The following is a 13915-nucleotide window of genomic DNA, read 5'->3' as shown; positions in this document are numbered from 1 at the left end:
GGGGCACGACGCAGGCGCCCGTCGTCAGTCCTCCGCGCCGGCCTCCAGGCAGGCCAGCTCCATCGCGTCGAGCACCGCCTCGTGGCTGCGCCGGCTCAGCTCGGCCACGTTCTCGATCTGGGCCGTCGCCCAGGCGGCCAGCGTCATCACCAGGACCCGCAGCCCGTCCGTGCCGTGCTCGGCGAGGATCGCGTCGGCGACCGCCATCGCGTCCTCCGGCACGCGCTCCGCCGGCTCCAGGCCCGCCAGCCCGCGCAGCATGACGAGGGTGCGGCGCGAGATCTCCGGCGTCATCCTCGCCAGCCTCAGGTCCTCTTCCTCGTCCATCCGCCCCACCCTCCGGTCCCGCTGGCTTCCGCTGAGGGCACGGTAGAGGCAGGAGCGCGTCGAAGGGGGCCGTTTCGCCCGGCCGGGCCGCCCGAGGTGCCCGCGCACACGCCTTCCACCCGCGCGAACCGGCCGGTGACTCGCCGTCGGCGGCCGCCCGGCCCGCGGGCGCCGACCGGCGGGAGCCGCCCGCGCAGAGCCCCGTCCGTTCCCGCCTGCGCCGCAGTCGGGTTTCGGCCGCGCCGTGCGCGCCGGCCCGCCCGGCCCTCCGCGCCGGGCCGGGCCGCACCGATTTCCCCTCCGATATGCCAAGTGTGGTGAACCGGCGCCCGATTCCCCCTAGGGTGCCGGTACGCAGGGCCGCGGGGGGCGCCCCACACGTCCGTTTCCGGCCATCAGCGCACCGTTGTACCAACCACCTGGGGGGTTCATGCGTCGCAGATCCAGAGGGGCGGCCGCCGCGCTCGCCCTGTCCGTGGCCGGGACCGGCGCCTGCGTCGGCCTCGGCGTCCTCCCGCAGGCGGCGGCCGTCACGCCGCCCGTGGCCTTCACCGCCGACGCCCTGCCGACCTGGCAGCCCAACGGCGTCGTCTGGGCCCTCGCCGAGGCCGGCGGGACCGTCTTCGCCGGAGGCACCTTCTCCGCCGTACGGCCGCCCGCGGGCGGCGCCGGCGCCGAGCAGCCCGCCGTGAACTTCACCGCGCTGGACGCCGCGACCGGAGCTCCGACATCCTGCAAGCTGTCCTTCACCATCGGCAGCGGCACCGCCACCGTCCGGGCGCTCGCCCTCTCACCCGACAAGGAAACCCTCTACGCGGGCGGCTACTTCGGCGCCGTCAACGGCATCCCCGTCTCCAGCCTCGCCGCCATCGACGTCGCCACCTGCACGGTCAAGCAGTCCTTCCGCCCCGCCTTCGCGGCGACCGTCCGCGCGCTCGCCGTCAGCGGCGACACCGTCTACGCGGGCGGCGACTTCCTCACCGTCGCCGGCCAGCCGCGCCAGCGCTTCGCCGCCGTCGCCGCCGCCGACGGCGCGCTGCGCCCCTTCCGGGCCGACGCCGACGAGCCCGGCCGGGCCGTCGAGCTCACCCCGGACGGGCGGAGCGTCCTCCTCGGCGGCGACTTCTTCACCGTCAACGGGGCCTCCTCGCACGCCCTGGCCGTCGTGGACGCCGCGAGCGGCGCCGTCACGAAGACGTATCCGAACTTCATCCACGGCAACTCCGTCGTCAAGGACATCGCGACCGACGAGAGCGGCTTCTACACGGCCAACGAGGGCACCGGCGGCGGCGTCTTCGACGGCCGCATAGCCCTCGACCTCGCCGGCTTCGGCCAGCGCTGGCGCGACACCTGCCTCGGCGCCACCCAGGCGGTCCTCCCCGACCAGGGCGTGCTCTACAGCGCCTCGCACGCCCACGACTGCTCCAGCGTCGGCGAGTTCCCCGACGGGGCGCGCCACCACCTCCTCGCCCAGCCCACCACCGGGACCGGGAAGCTGGGCTGGTCCCCCGACACCAACGACGGCATCGGCGAGGGCATCGGGCCTCGGGTGATGGCCGTCGGCGCCAAGGGCGGCGTGCGCTACCTATGGGTCGGCGGCGAGTTCACCACCGTCAACGGGGCCGCCCAGCAGAGCCTGACCCGTTTCGCGTCCACCGGCGACACCGGCGCGCCGACCACGCCCGTCGCGAGCGCGGCGAGTTTCCGGCCGGGCGAGGTGCAGGTGCGCTGGCGCACCAGCCTGGACCCGGACGACAGCAGGCTGACGTACCGGGTGTACCGGAACGGATCGGCCACCCCCGTCGCCACCGTGGACGCCGACTCCCTGTTCTTCCGGCGCCCCCAGGCGTCGTGGACCGACACGGCCGTCACGCCCGGCCAGACCTACACCTACCGGGTGACGGCGACCGACGCGGCCGGCAACACCAGCGCGCTGTCGGCGACGGCGGCGGTGACCGTCCCGCACTCGGCCGAAGCCTACGCCGAACGCGTCCGCGCCGACGGAGCCCAGCTGTACTGGCGCTACGACGACGCGGTCCTGCCGTACGCCGCCGACTCGTCCGCCGGCGGCAACCAGAACGGCGTGCACCTCGCCGGCCCGGCCCTGCGCCAGACCCCGGCGGCCGTCACCGGCGCGAGCACCGCCATCGGCTTCGACGGCGCCGCGACCAAGGTGTACGGGGACCGCCGGCAGACGGTCGGCGCCACCTACAGCATCGAGACGTGGTTCCGTACGAACACCACGCGCGGCGGCAAGCTCTTCGGCTTCGGCAGCAACCAGGACCGCCGCAGCAGCCAGTACGACAAGCACCTGTACATGACCAACGACGGCCGGCTCGTCTTCGGCGTCTACAACGGCGCCACCCGCACCGTCACCACCGCCGGCTCCTACAACGACGACAAGTGGCACCACGTCGTCGCCACGCAGGGCCCCGGCGGGATGGTCCTCTACGTCGACGGCGTGCAGCGGGGCACCCTGAACGTCACCACCCACGAGAACTTCGCCGGCTACTGGCACGCCGGCGGCGACAACCTGACCAGCTGGCCCAACCGGCCGTCCAGCGACTTCTGGGCGGGGCGCCTCGACGAGACCGCCGTCTACGGCAGCGTCCTGACCCCCGCGCAGGTCCAGAACCACTACACCCTCGCCTCGGCGCCCGCCGACTCGGTCGTCCGGGTGTCCGCAGCCGAGGACACGTACGCGAACGCGGGCGCGCCCGGCACCGCCTACGGCACGTCCGGGTCGCTCGCCGTCCGCGGCAACCCGCTGTACACGTCCTACCTGCGCTTCGACCTGCCGGCGGCGCCGCCGGGCACGGTGCTGAAGTCGGCTTCCCTGAGCGTGAAGACCAGCACGATGAGCGGCGCCGGAACGGCCGACACCGTCTCGGTGGTGCCGGTCGCCGGCGCGTGGAGCGAGGCGGGCACCACGTACGACACCCGCCCGGCGCTCGGCGGCCCGGCCCTCGGCGCCTTCGGTCCGATCCCCGACGGCTCGGCGGTCCACACCACGGGCCTGTCCACGGCGCCGCTGGCCGCCGCCCTGGGCTCCTCCTGGAGCGCGGCGCTGACCGGATCGGGCTCGGACGCCCTGTGGCTGTGGTCCTCCGAGGCGGCGGCCGCGGAGGGCACTCCGCAGCTGACCCTCACCTTCGGCGCACCGTAGCCGGGGGAGGGCGCGGACCGCACGGCTCCGCGCCCTCCCCGCTCCGGGTCGGCCCCGCTCGTTCCCCTCCCGGCCGAGCACCGCACCCGCCAGCAGCTCCACGCCGGTGTACGAGCCCGGCACCCCCCGGTGGAGGCGATGGTGTGCGCGCCCGCGCCGTCGGCGGCGGATCAGCGGGGCGCCTCGACCTCCACGAAGCGCCGACCGCGGGGGCCCCGGTAGAGCAGGCAGACCCACCCGAGCCGCTCCAGGGCGGCCGCGCACTCCGCCAGCCGCTCCCGCTCCTCGCCGACCGCGCCACCGCCCGGCGGCCCGACCCAGGACACCTGCGCCCGCCCCTCGGGCCCTTCCGCGACCCGGTAGCCCGTACGCACCCGCCGGCGCTCCCCGTCCACCGCCGACGCCGGGACACCCGCCGCCTCCAGCGCCAGCGCCACCGCCCGCGGCATCCGCCGCACCTCCCACGGAGCGGGAACTCCCTCGCCGTCCGGCCCGTTCACCACACGACGAATCTGCAGCAGACCCTCATAAGCCGTGCGCACCTCGCCGATGCGCCGCCCGCCGCCGACCACCGCGGGCCCGTCCCCGCTCGCCGCCTCGAACCCCTCCCCGGACACGACCACGCCGACCACCTCCCCTGCGCCCCGGCGCACCTGAGTACACCGCACCCGACGACCTGAGTATCCGCCCCGATACGCCGCCGTGGCGCCGCTGGTCGAATGGGGCCATGACCAGCGACGCCACTCCCCGCACCCCGCGCCCCCGCATCCGGCAGGCGGCCATCGCCGGCTCGGCCCTGGCCGTGGCCGTGCTGCCGCTCGTGGTGGGCGTCCTGGTGGCCAAGGGCATGGCGACCGACCCGCACGCCCCGGTCAACGCCCTCATCACCAGCGGCGGCCATCGGGCCGCCCTGCCCCGCGGCGAATGGCGGCGCCGCGGCCACACGACCATGCGCCGCCTGCGCACGGCCCGCCGGCACACCGCCCGGCGCTGCGCCGCGGTCGCCGCGAGCGTCCGCCGGGGCGCCTGAACCAGTCAGCGCCCGTACTGCCGTACGCACAGGTCCATGACCGACGGCGGCACGGCACCCTCAGCGGCCGCACACGGGTCGTCGCCGTACGGCGGGAACGCCTCCGCCCCCGCACCGGACGGCTCCCCGCCTTCCGGGGACGGCACTGCGGTGTGCCGCCGGGGCTGCCGCACCGGCCTCGGACGGGGCGGCTGCACCCGCCGCGGCGCCTCCGGCACCACGGCCCGCGCGGACGGCCGCGGGGCGGCGGTCTCCTCATCGGCCCGCACGGCCGGATCCGGTGACCCCGGCGGGGGCTGCTCCGCCCCGCCCACCGGAGCCGTCCGCGGCGGGGGCGGCCGCCCTGCCGTCGGCGCCGGCCCGCGCGGGGCCTCCCGCGCCGCCTCCCGCGCGGGCGGGGACGGCACGGAGGTCCGCGGCGGCACCGACCCGCGGGGCGGCGGCTCCGGGCCGGCCGCGGTGCAGCCGCCGGCGAGCAGCGCGACGAGGGACAGGGGCAGGGCCCGGCGTAGCTGCATGCCGACCACGATGCCCGACGGCTGTCCGCCCGGTGCCCTGTCCCTCACGCGTCCGGGTGACACCGCCGTGTTCCGCCCTCCCCGCGCCGCCGACCGCGGCAGGGCGCCTGACCGGCCGGACGGATGGGGCAGTTCGGACACCGGGCTTGACCGGGCCCGCCAGGTCGGCGAGAGTGCGCCGGTCAGGAACCGCCCACCGGAACGGCCCCGACCGGCCGGGGGCCGGCGCCGCACCGCCACACCGGCCCCAGTCCCCGCCGGGAGAGCACGATGTCCCCAGACGCCCGCGAGTCCGGGCCCGAAGACGGTCGCCTCGTACGCCCCTACATGACCCCGGCGGCCGCCCCGTCCCCGCACGCCCACGCACCCGAACCGATCGCCTGGCCGGAGCCCGATCCCGCGGCCCCGGCGGCCTTCCCGGAGCCCGCAGCACCCCCGGCCTCCCCTCCGGGCGGCCGCGCCGCGGCCCGCCGCCGACTGCGGGAGGACCGCCGCAGCCGCAAGCCCCTGTGGGCGGCCGGCGGTGCCGTCCTCCTGCTCGGCGCCGGCGCGCTGGCCCTCCTGCCGGGCGGCGCCGAACCGGAGTCGGCGTTCTCCTCCCAGCGCCCCGACGTGTCCGTCCCGGAACTGCACGCCCCCGGCACCGGCCCGGACGCGGCCTCCTCCGCTTCCGCGACCGCGACCGCGACCGCCTCGGCCTCCCCGTCGGCGAGCCCGAAGACCGACCGCTCCTCCCCGCCGCCGTCCCCGTCGGCCGCATCCGACCGGCCGCAGACCGGCGACGGCGGCACCCTGCGCATGGGCGACCGCGGCTCGGAGGTGACCGCCCTCCAGGAAGCGCTGTACGGGCAGGGGTTCACGTACGTGAAGGTCAGCGGCGTCTACGACGGGCAGACGAAGCGCGGCGTCGCCCAGCTCCAGCGCGACCGCGACATCACGGGCGACCCGTCCGGCGTCTACGGCCCGGCCACGCGGGCGGAGTTCGGCATCTGACGGCACCCGGGAAGGCAAGCACCCGCGGACGGCGTCCTGCCGCCGGGTTCGGGGCAGCGCGCGCCCGGCCGCGGACCGTGGTGGGATGGGACCGGCCCACACCCACACGAGAGGTCGGTGCGATGTCCGAGGACACCATGCGGGCGATGGCGTACGACGAGTACGGCGGGACGGAGGTGCTCCGCGAGACCCGCCTGCCGATGCCGAAGGTGGCGCCGGGGGAGGTCCTCGTCAAGGTCCGGTGCGCCGCGGTCAACCCCGTCGACTGGAAGATCATGGCGGGCGGCCTGGACGGACTGATGGACGTCCTCTTCCCGGTCGTCCCCGGCTGGGACGTCTCGGGAACAGTCGAGCGGCTCGGCATCGACGTACCGGAGTTCGCGGTCGGCGACGAGGTGATGGCGTACGCGCGCAAGGACTACGTGCACGGCGGAACCTTCGCCGAGTACGTCAGCGTGCCCGCGCGCGCCCTCGCCCGCAAGCCGGCCTCCCTCGACTGGCGCGAGGCGGCCGGCCTGCCGCTGGCCGGCCTCACGGCCTACCAGCTGCTCACCCGCCTGGGCACCGGCAAGGACGACACGGTCCTCGTCCACGGCGCGGCCGGCGGTGTCGGCAGCTTCGGCGTGCAGATCGCCCGGGCGCTGGGCGCCCGCGTCATCGGCACGGCCTCCCCGCGCAACCACGACCGCCTGCGCGAACTGGGCTGCGAGCCGGTGCAGTACGGGGAGGGCCTCGTCGACCGGGTCCGGGCGCTCGCCCCGGACGGGGTCTCGGTCGTGGCGGACTTCGTCGGCGGCGTCCTCGACGTCACCCAGGCCGTCCTCGCGACGGACGGCCGCCACGCCTCCATCGCCGACCCCAACGTCCTGGGCGCCGAAGGCCAGTGGATGTGGGTGCGCCCCATCGGCAGCGACCTGGCCGAACTGGGCAAGCTCGCCGACAGCGGCCGACTGAAGGTCACGGTCGCCGAAACCTTCCCCCTCGCCGACGCCGCAGCGGCCTTCGCCCTCAACCAGGAGGGCCACACGGCAGGCAAGATCATCATCGAACTCTGACCGCGTCGCAGCCCGGCGCACCGCGGGGACCCCCGGACACGGCGGCGGAACCGGGAGGGGGAGTTCCCCTGCCGACCTCCCCACCCTCGTCCCTGCTCCCGCTCCTCCGGGGGCTTCCCGGCAGGTTTTCGGCGTTCCGGGGCGGCCCGCTCCCCAGGGACGAAGGGGACTGCCGGGCACCCCCGCGCCACCCACGCCCGACCCACCGGACTCCCGCCCCTACCCCACCGTCGGCACTTCTCCCCCCTCCGCCCACTCCACGCTCACGCCCGGCAGGGCCGCACACCACCGGGAGGCCGCCTCGGCCAGGCGCGCCCGGTCCGGCGGGGCGGCCCCGAGCCCGACGGCGTACCGCACGACCACGGACGAGGAGGCAAAGGGCCGCGGCCAGGCATGCACGCCCCCGCCGGCAACACGCCCGTCCGCAACACCCTCGCCGCCGACACCTCCGCCCGCAACCTCCTCCAACGCCCTCACCAGGGCCCGCATCCGCCCCCGCGCCCGCCCCAGGGCCTCCTCGCACTCCTGCGGCGTGTCGCCCCGCACGGTGACGACGGCCCAGGCCGCGTGCCGGCGGTGCAGCGCCGGCACGGCGAACAGCTCGGCCGCACCGGCCGGGTCGGCTTCCAGCAGCTCCCAGGCCCGGTACAGCTCCTGCGTCAGCAGGTCACGCATCCCGGGCCCCACCTGCGCGGTGCAACTCCGCACCGGCTCCGACGGGGTGAGCACGGTGACGGCTCCGCACTCAGGGCCACCGGGCACCGACCGCTCGACGCCGCCCGCCCCGCTCAGGGCGACCGGCTCACGCCAGTCCCAGGCGGCCCATGCCGCGAAGAAGGCGCGCAGCAGCAGAACACCGCGCAACTCCGGAGCCTCCGCCACGGTGCGCGCCGCCAGAACCGCCCAGGCCACCCCGGGAAGCCCGCCGAACGGCGCCGAATCCACACCGCGGACCCGGGCCCAGGCCTTCACCTGCCGTGCCAGCCAGGCGAACACCGCCTGCCGCTCCGGGCCGGCCGCCGCGGTGGCGGCGCACACGGCCTCAGCGTCCGACACCGCGCTCAGCGCGACCGCCGCCGCCTCGCCGAGCTCCGCCCGGCGGGCCACGGCCTCCTCGGGCCGGATTCCGCCGGTGCCGACGACAACCACATCCACGTCCAACCCGTCCACGTGCAGCCGCAGCCCGGGCACGCGCGCGCCCCTGACGACCCGGAGCCGCCGGGCCTGCGGGAGCGCTTGGGCGACGCGCTCCCGCACGGTGTCGATGCCAGGGCTGCCGGGCAGGGCCGCGACGAGGTCCAGGTCGGCTCCCGGCAGGGCGCAGCCCGTGCGGCGCGACCCGACGACGTGCACGACACCGCCGAGGGCTCCCGCGAGGCGCTCGGCGACACCCTCGGCGACGGCGCAGTCGCCCTCACCCTGCGCCTCCCACGGCGTGCCCGGCACGCCGGGTCCCGGCCCCGGCCCCTGCCCCGACTCGGGCAGCCAGCGGACAGTCCCCGTACCCAGCTCCACCGTGGCCCGTACCCGCATCGGCTCATCGCCGCGCCGCGAGAGCACGGCCAGCTCCCCGACGCGGGCGTCGCGGCCGGCCGAGGGGCCGCCGAGCCGTGCGGTCAACTCGGCCAGTGCCTGCTGCGGGTCCGGGCTGCGGCCCAGCGTCAGGTGCGGGGTGAAGCCCCCGCCGCGCCCCCGGCAGGCGGGGAACCGTTCGACCAGGGCCTGCCGCAGCTCCTGCCACGGGGCTTCGCCGGCCGCGGCCGGGTCCAGCCAGAGCGTGGCGTCCTCCCGGTGCCCGAAGCCGTGCACCCCGGCCATCCGCACCCGGAACGGGGCCGTCGCGGCGGCGGCTTCGGCCAGCACGGGCACCGCCTCCTCGAAGCGGGCCTCGGGAACGAACCCGAACAGCAGGTTCACGTGGGCGGGCCAGCGTCCGAAGGCGGGATCGTGCTCGCGCCGCAGCGCATCCACCACCGGATCGGACGGCGGCAGCCACGCGACGGCAGTCCGCGAGGTCGGCACGCCGAAGGCGCTGCGGACGCCCTCGACACCTGCGCCCTCGACACCTGCGCCCTCGGGACCCGCCCCCGCCCCCTGGCCCGCAACACCCTCCGCCCGAACCCCGGGACCCGCGTCGGCGCCGAGGGCGACATCACCATCGACGTCGACCTCCACCTCGACCCCGTAGTGATCGGAGGCGAACAGCCCGCCCTCCGCGGGAACACGGCCCCGCAGACGAGCGTCCCGGACCCGCACCGCGTCCGAGCGCAGCAGGACGCGGTCCAGCCGTGCGGCCCGCCCGGTGAGGGAGCCGACCGCCGCCAGCGGGTTGGCGCCCGGGTCGAAGGTGGGCGTGTCGTCGGACGCCCCGTGCACCTCGCTCCAGGCGTCCCGCATCCCCAGGACGGCCGCCGGCCCGTCCGCGCCGCCCCGCCCGTCGTTGAAGTCCCCGAGCAGCGCGACATGGGCGTCGACACCGCCGAGTCCCTCGGCAGTGAGACGCAGCTCCTCGGCCCGCCGCGCGGCCCCGTCCCTCGTGTGGTCGCTCGTCAGGTGGACGGCGGCCACGACCAGCGGCCCGGCCGCGGTCCGCACCACCACCGCGGAGACCGCCTTGTGCGGGCCGAGGCGGTGCAGCCCGGCCTCCGCCACGGGCAGCCGGCTCAGCACCAGCAGGCCGCAGTCGGCGACGTCCCGGCCGTCCGGGGCGGCCGACATCGTGTACGCGCGGCGCACCCACGGCTGCTCCAGCAGCATGTCGAGCAGCACCGGCTCCACTTCCTGGAGCGCGATGACGTCCGCGTCGGCGGCCTCCAGTTCGGCGCACAGCAGCGGCCTGCGCCGGTCCGTGTCGATCCGCGGCGCGTCGTAGCGGTCCCACAGCGTGTTCCAGGTCAGCAGCCGCACCCGGGCCGGCGAACCGGCCGTCACGGCCGGACGGCGCGCGCCGCCCGCGTCGGAATCCCCGGCGGGCCGCCAGGCCCCGCCCGCGGACGGATCCCACGCATGCGGTGTCCGGGCGGCGAAGAAGGGGGAGCGCAGCAGGCGCGGCTCGCGGACGCGCCCGGCGCTGGTGGAGTCGATCCGGTCCGTGCCGGTGGCGCGGTCCCAGACCAGTTCGCCGTCCGCCTCGACGAACACCACCCGGTGCCACGGGATGTCCCCGCCGGGCACGAACGACGGCAGCGGGACCCGCTTGGGCGGCGCCCCGCGCTGGTGCAGGCCGAGGACGAACCGCGCCGGGTCGAACCGGGGGTCCCACCGGACCTGGTGGTACAGCTGCTCACTGGTGCGCATCGGCGCGGTCCCTCCCCGTACGCCGCCCCGGGCCGCCTACCGCGCCCAGGCTGCCGGCGGTGTCCTCGACGCTCCCGCCGGCCCCGAGGTAGCGGATGCGGTGCCCCTGCCCGTCGCCGGGGTAGGGCGGGGCGAACCGGTGCAGTTGCGACGCCAGCACCCGCGGCGGCACCGGATGCTCCCGCACACCGTTGCGGCGGACCAGCTCCGCCTCCTCCACCAGCGGCACGACGTGCGTGACGAGGGCGTCGCGGCGCCGGGCGACCGCCGCGGGCAGCCCCCGCTGCTGCCCGGTCAGGGACGTGGCGTCCCAGACCACCGTGCCGCCGGCCGCGAGCGCCGCGTCGAGCCGGTCCAGGCCCTCGCGCAGCACGTCGGCGTTGTCCCGCTGGTCGGCGCGGTTCCCGCGGGCGGCCCGCAGGTCGTCCAGGGCGATGTACGCGTCTACCCCCGGCAGGCTCCGGGCGTACGTGCTCTTGCCGCTGCCCGCGGGCCCGCACAGCTGCACCAGCCGCGGGAAGCGGCCGTCCCGCCACCGCCAGGTCGCGGCCACGGCCTCCTCGGCGGTGGATATGCGGCCCTGCGCGAACAGCTGCAGCGCCTCGGCCCAGCACCGGTCCGCGGCGTCCGGATCCAGCCCGGCGAGCGCGGCACGCAGTCCGCTCCGCAGCGGACGCAGCGGGTCGGGCCCGAGCAGCCCCTCCTCCTCCGCGTACAGCGCGGACCACTCCACGCACTCCGAGGCTTCGGCGAGGGCGGCCCGGTCACCCCTCACCCCGACGGCCGCAGCGAGCGCGTGCAGCACCCCGAGATCGGCAGCCGCAGCCATCCGCACGAGCCCGGCCCGCCGCTCCCCGTCCGGGAACGCCCGCGTGAGGCGCGGGAAGAGGCCGACGAGGTCCGCGACCCGCCGGGCAAGCGGCATACCGACCGGCCCCGCCGCGAGCCGCGACCCGACCGCGGCCCGCGGCATCCGGTGGAGCAGGGCGGCCAGCACGCCCGCGAGGCGGGCGTCACCGCTACGGCCGGCCGCGTCGAGCCGACCCGCCGCCTCGGCGACGGTGGAGGACACCCCCGCACCGCAACCGGCCCCGGCATCGACGCCGACGGCGGCCGCCAGCGCAACCGGATCCGGATCCGCACCGGACCGCACCGCCCACAGCGCGGCCTGCGGCCCGAGCCCGTTGGGCACGACGGGCGAGTACATCCAGTGCGCGTCGGTGGTGACGTGCCCGCGCCGCACCCACTTCCCCACGCACCGCCCGAAGTCCTCCCGCGGGAAGCCGGCCGCGGTGCGCACGACGTACCCCTCCTGCCGTGCCGTGTCCAGGCGCAGTCTGCGCAGCGCCCGCTCGTCGAAGACGCCGCGCCACAGCACGCGCGGGACGGGCACGCCGAGTCCGTGCAGGAAGCTCACGCTCTCGTCCCAGCCCAGGCAGCGGTCGCCGCCGTCCCACACCGAGAACCCGTAGAACCAGCTGTCCAGGTCCTCGTACGCCAGCGAATGCCGGGCGTACAGGTTCTCGCCGCAGATGCGCCACCCCGCCGGGATGCCCGCGCCGATCCGGCTCTGCAGGCCCTTCACCCAGGCGCGCGAGGGGTGGTGGCCCGAGTCGAGGGAACGGGCGTGCAGGCCGTCCGCGTACAGGGTGGTGTTCTCCCCGTCGAGCTTCTCGGTGACGACCACCTCCCGGCCCGCGAACCACTCCGCCCCGGGGGCGCGCACGTCGTCCGCGGTCGCCCCCGGTGACCAGGGGAGGTGGGGCGTACGGGGGTAGTGGGTGCGCATGGTGGACTCTCTGCATCGGCGGCGGGTGCCCGGTCACTGTACGTAGCGGTGCACACGGCACTCCACCGATTAACCGTGCCCCTCACCGGCACGCCCGCGCAACGGCCGGCGCCGACGCGCCGACGGGCGGCGGACGACACGACCGGCCACACTGCCGCCATGGCCGCAGCGAAAACCGTGGACGAGTACCTCGCCACCCTTCCCGAGGAGGCCCACCCCGCCCTGGAAGCCGTACGCCGCACCCTGCACGCAGCCGTCCCCGGCGCGGCCGAGACGATCTCCTACGGGATCCCGGCGCTCACCCGGGAAGGCCGGGCGGTGGTGTACTTCGCGGGCTGGAAGCACCACATCAGCGTCTACCCGGTGCCGGACACCGCCGACGACGCGGCACTCGAGGCGGAGCTGGCCCCCTACCGCGCGGGCCGCGGCACCCTGAAATTCCCGTTGTCCCACCCGATCCCGCTCCCCCTCCTGAAGCGGGCCGCCACACTGCTGCTGGAGCAGCAGAACCGGCCACCGGACGTCACCGACTGACACGGGCCCTCATGCCGGGCGGATGCCCCGCGCTCGCACGGCTGCTTCCAGCCGGGTGATGTCCTCGCTGTCCTTCGTCCGGCGAGGCCGCCCGGGAACCCAGACCGGCATCATCCGCTTGATCGTGATCTGAGCGCGGGGACTGATGATCCGGCACGTGAGCGCCCCGATACGGCCGGGAGAGGCATCGAGCATGCCGTCCGGCCACGGTTCTCCGGCCCAGGGACCGCCGGCCACCACAACGCGCCCGAGCCGGTCCCACCTCAGGAGGGCGAAGCTGCTCTCGACGCCCTGCTTGCGGAAATCGAGCTGCTGCTCGGCGGGCGGCCCCGCCAGGGGCTCGTACCCCGAACGCAGCAGGCCGTCGGCCAGAGCGGGTGCATCCTCCGCCCAGGCGAACCAGTCGATGTCCACATGGTCACGTGTGACCTCGCCGACGAAGAAGTCCATGGCCCAACCCCCGCGGAGCCATACCTCCAGGCCGAGGGCCGTCGCCCCCTCCACCGTCTCGCCGATCAGCCGGAGCTGCCGAGCACTGCGCTCCCTGTCCACAGCCGAGCAGGCTATGCGGCAACGCCCGCCGCAGCAGCCTGATTTCCGGCCGCGAGGGCAGGCGAACGGGTCCGCGCGGCTAGCCGCAGAGGGCGGTGATCGAGGGGGAGACCGTGCCCTTGGCGGCCTCGCACAGGGAGGCCATGTCGTACGGGTGGCGTGGTGCCGGGCGGGGCTTCGGGCGGGCGGGGGCCTTGCGGGTGGGCGGGGCCGCCGGTTCGGCGGTGCGCGGCTGCTTCCGGGGGCCGCGCGGCGTCCGCTCCGCCTCACGCGGCTGTGTGCGCGGCGCGGGTGCCGCCGGCTGCGCGGTGGGTGCCTCGGGGGCCGGTCCCGACGCGGTGACCGTGGATCCCCCGACCGGCAGGGCGCTCAACGGCAGTGCCACGGGGCCTCCGCGGCCCGCCGCCGGCTCGGGACGGTTCGCCGGCGCGGATCCGTCCGGCCGCACGGTCACGCAGCCCGAGGCAAGCACCAGGGCGGCGAGGGTGAACGGCAGGGGCAGCGCGGCGCGGCGTAACTCCATGCGCCCAGCGTGCCCTACCTGCCCCGGCCCGATCCATGCGCCATCACGCGTAAGGGTGGCCCCGCTGCCGGCGCCCCGGCGCATCCGGGCGCGCGCCCGCGCCCGCCCGCGCCCTGCGGGCCGGTCCGGAA

12 protein-coding genes are annotated in these 13915 nt (G+C 76.6%); 5 read left to right on the top strand and 7 right to left on the bottom strand.

What is annotated here, in order from left to right:
* Window positions 1-24: 24 nt before the first annotated feature.
* Window positions 25-327 carry a hypothetical protein gene (locus ACZ462_RS18640; protein WP_189810093.1) on the bottom strand — a complete coding sequence of 101 codons (303 nt, stop codon included), beginning with the start codon at window positions 325-327 and terminating at the stop codon, window positions 25-27.
* 430 nt (window positions 328-757) lie between these two features.
* Between ACZ462_RS18640 and ACZ462_RS18635 the strand changes: the two genes are divergently transcribed.
* Window positions 758-3493, top strand: a complete 2736-nt coding sequence (locus ACZ462_RS18635) for a LamG-like jellyroll fold domain-containing protein (protein WP_467804362.1) — start codon at window positions 758-760, stop codon at window positions 3491-3493.
* A gap of 170 nt (window positions 3494-3663) precedes the next feature.
* Here ACZ462_RS18635 and ACZ462_RS18630 read toward each other — a convergent pair whose 3' ends face one another.
* Window positions 3664-4116 carry a hypothetical protein gene (locus ACZ462_RS18630; protein ID WP_467804363.1) on the bottom strand — a complete coding sequence of 151 codons (453 nt, stop codon included), beginning with the start codon at window positions 4114-4116 and terminating at the stop codon, window positions 3664-3666.
* A gap of 104 nt (window positions 4117-4220) precedes the next feature.
* On the opposite strand from ACZ462_RS18630, the gene ACZ462_RS18625 reads away from it, so the two are divergent.
* Window positions 4221-4523, top strand: a complete 303-nt coding sequence (locus tag ACZ462_RS18625) for a hypothetical protein (RefSeq protein ID WP_467804364.1) — start codon at window positions 4221-4223, stop codon at window positions 4521-4523.
* 5 nt (window positions 4524-4528) lie between these two features.
* Here ACZ462_RS18625 and ACZ462_RS18620 read toward each other — a convergent pair whose 3' ends face one another.
* Window positions 4529-5041, bottom strand: coding sequence for a hypothetical protein (locus tag ACZ462_RS18620; RefSeq protein ID WP_467804366.1), 513 nt, complete (start codon window positions 5039-5041; stop codon window positions 4529-4531).
* A gap of 270 nt (window positions 5042-5311) precedes the next feature.
* Here ACZ462_RS18620 and ACZ462_RS18615 point away from each other — a divergent pair, with 270 nt between their 5' ends.
* Both ACZ462_RS18615 and ACZ462_RS18610 read left to right on the top strand, forming a co-directional pair.
* A complete protein-coding gene (locus tag ACZ462_RS18615) occupies window positions 5312-6034 on the top strand; it encodes a peptidoglycan-binding domain-containing protein (protein WP_467804367.1) in 723 nt (240 codons plus the stop codon).
* Window positions 6035-6171: 137 nt separating this feature from the next.
* On the top strand, window positions 6172-7089 hold the full coding sequence (locus ACZ462_RS18610; protein ID WP_467804406.1) for an NADP-dependent oxidoreductase: 918 nt from the start codon (window positions 6172-6174) through the stop codon (window positions 7087-7089).
* A 219-nt stretch (window positions 7090-7308) separates the two neighbouring features.
* On the opposite strand, the gene ACZ462_RS18605 is transcribed toward ACZ462_RS18610, so the two are convergent.
* Entirely contained in the window at window positions 7309-10386 is a 3078-nt protein-coding gene (locus tag ACZ462_RS18605) for a poly(A) polymerase (protein ID WP_467804368.1), read from the bottom strand.
* Window positions 10373-12175 carry an RNA ligase family protein gene (locus tag ACZ462_RS18600; protein ID WP_467804369.1) on the bottom strand — a complete coding sequence of 601 codons (1803 nt, stop codon included), beginning with the start codon at window positions 12173-12175 and terminating at the stop codon, window positions 10373-10375. Before ACZ462_RS18600 ends, ACZ462_RS18605 begins: the two co-directional genes overlap by 14 nt.
* A 159-nt stretch (window positions 12176-12334) precedes the next feature.
* Here ACZ462_RS18600 and ACZ462_RS18595 point away from each other — a divergent pair, with 159 nt between their 5' ends.
* Window positions 12335-12709 (top strand): iron chaperone, encoded by a 375-nt coding sequence (locus ACZ462_RS18595; protein ID WP_467804370.1) that lies wholly within the window; start codon window positions 12335-12337, stop codon window positions 12707-12709.
* 9 nt (window positions 12710-12718) lie between these two features.
* Here ACZ462_RS18595 and ACZ462_RS18590 read toward each other — a convergent pair whose 3' ends face one another.
* Both ACZ462_RS18590 and ACZ462_RS18585 read right to left on the bottom strand, forming a co-directional pair.
* Window positions 12719-13213, bottom strand: a complete 495-nt coding sequence (locus ACZ462_RS18590; protein ID WP_468252460.1) for a nucleotidyltransferase domain-containing protein — start codon at window positions 13211-13213, stop codon at window positions 12719-12721.
* Window positions 13214-13340: 127 nt separating this feature from the next.
* The gene (locus tag ACZ462_RS18585) at window positions 13341-13784 is read right to left on the bottom strand and encodes a hypothetical protein (protein WP_467804372.1); all 444 of its coding nucleotides are present in this window, start codon (window positions 13782-13784) and stop codon (window positions 13341-13343) included.
* Window positions 13785-13915 lie beyond the last annotated feature (131 nt).

The sequence above is a fragment of the Streptomyces sp. NPDC031121 genome (assembly GCF_055570615.1).
The sequence above is the reverse complement of the archived record's forward strand: the minus strand, read 5'-3'. Positions and strand labels throughout refer to the sequence as shown.

What these genes read in the sequence shown, in the direction of transcription:
- ACZ462_RS18600 (WP_467804369.1), bottom strand. Translation starts at nt 12,175, where the DNA reads ATGCGCACCCACTACCCCCGTACGCCCCACCTCCCCTGGTCACCGGGG.
- ACZ462_RS18615 (WP_467804367.1), top strand. Translation starts at nt 5,312, where the DNA reads ATGTCCCCAGACGCCCGCGAGTCCGGGCCCGAAGACGGTCGCCTCGTA.
- ACZ462_RS18640 (WP_189810093.1), bottom strand. Translation starts at nt 327, where the DNA reads ATGGACGAGGAAGAGGACCTGAGGCTGGCGAGGATGACGCCGGAGATC.
- ACZ462_RS18625 (WP_467804364.1), top strand. Translation starts at nt 4,221, where the DNA reads ATGACCAGCGACGCCACTCCCCGCACCCCGCGCCCCCGCATCCGGCAG.
- ACZ462_RS18635 (WP_467804362.1), top strand. Translation starts at nt 758, where the DNA reads ATGCGTCGCAGATCCAGAGGGGCGGCCGCCGCGCTCGCCCTGTCCGTG.
- ACZ462_RS18585 (WP_467804372.1), bottom strand. Translation starts at nt 13,784, where the DNA reads ATGGAGTTACGCCGCGCCGCGCTGCCCCTGCCGTTCACCCTCGCCGCC.
- ACZ462_RS18595 (WP_467804370.1), top strand. Translation starts at nt 12,335, where the DNA reads ATGGCCGCAGCGAAAACCGTGGACGAGTACCTCGCCACCCTTCCCGAG.
- ACZ462_RS18605 (WP_467804368.1), bottom strand. Translation starts at nt 10,386, where the DNA reads ATGCGCACCAGTGAGCAGCTGTACCACCAGGTCCGGTGGGACCCCCGG.
- ACZ462_RS18620 (WP_467804366.1), bottom strand. Translation starts at nt 5,041, where the DNA reads ATGCAGCTACGCCGGGCCCTGCCCCTGTCCCTCGTCGCGCTGCTCGCC.
- ACZ462_RS18610 (WP_467804406.1), top strand. Translation starts at nt 6,172, where the DNA reads ATGCGGGCGATGGCGTACGACGAGTACGGCGGGACGGAGGTGCTCCGC.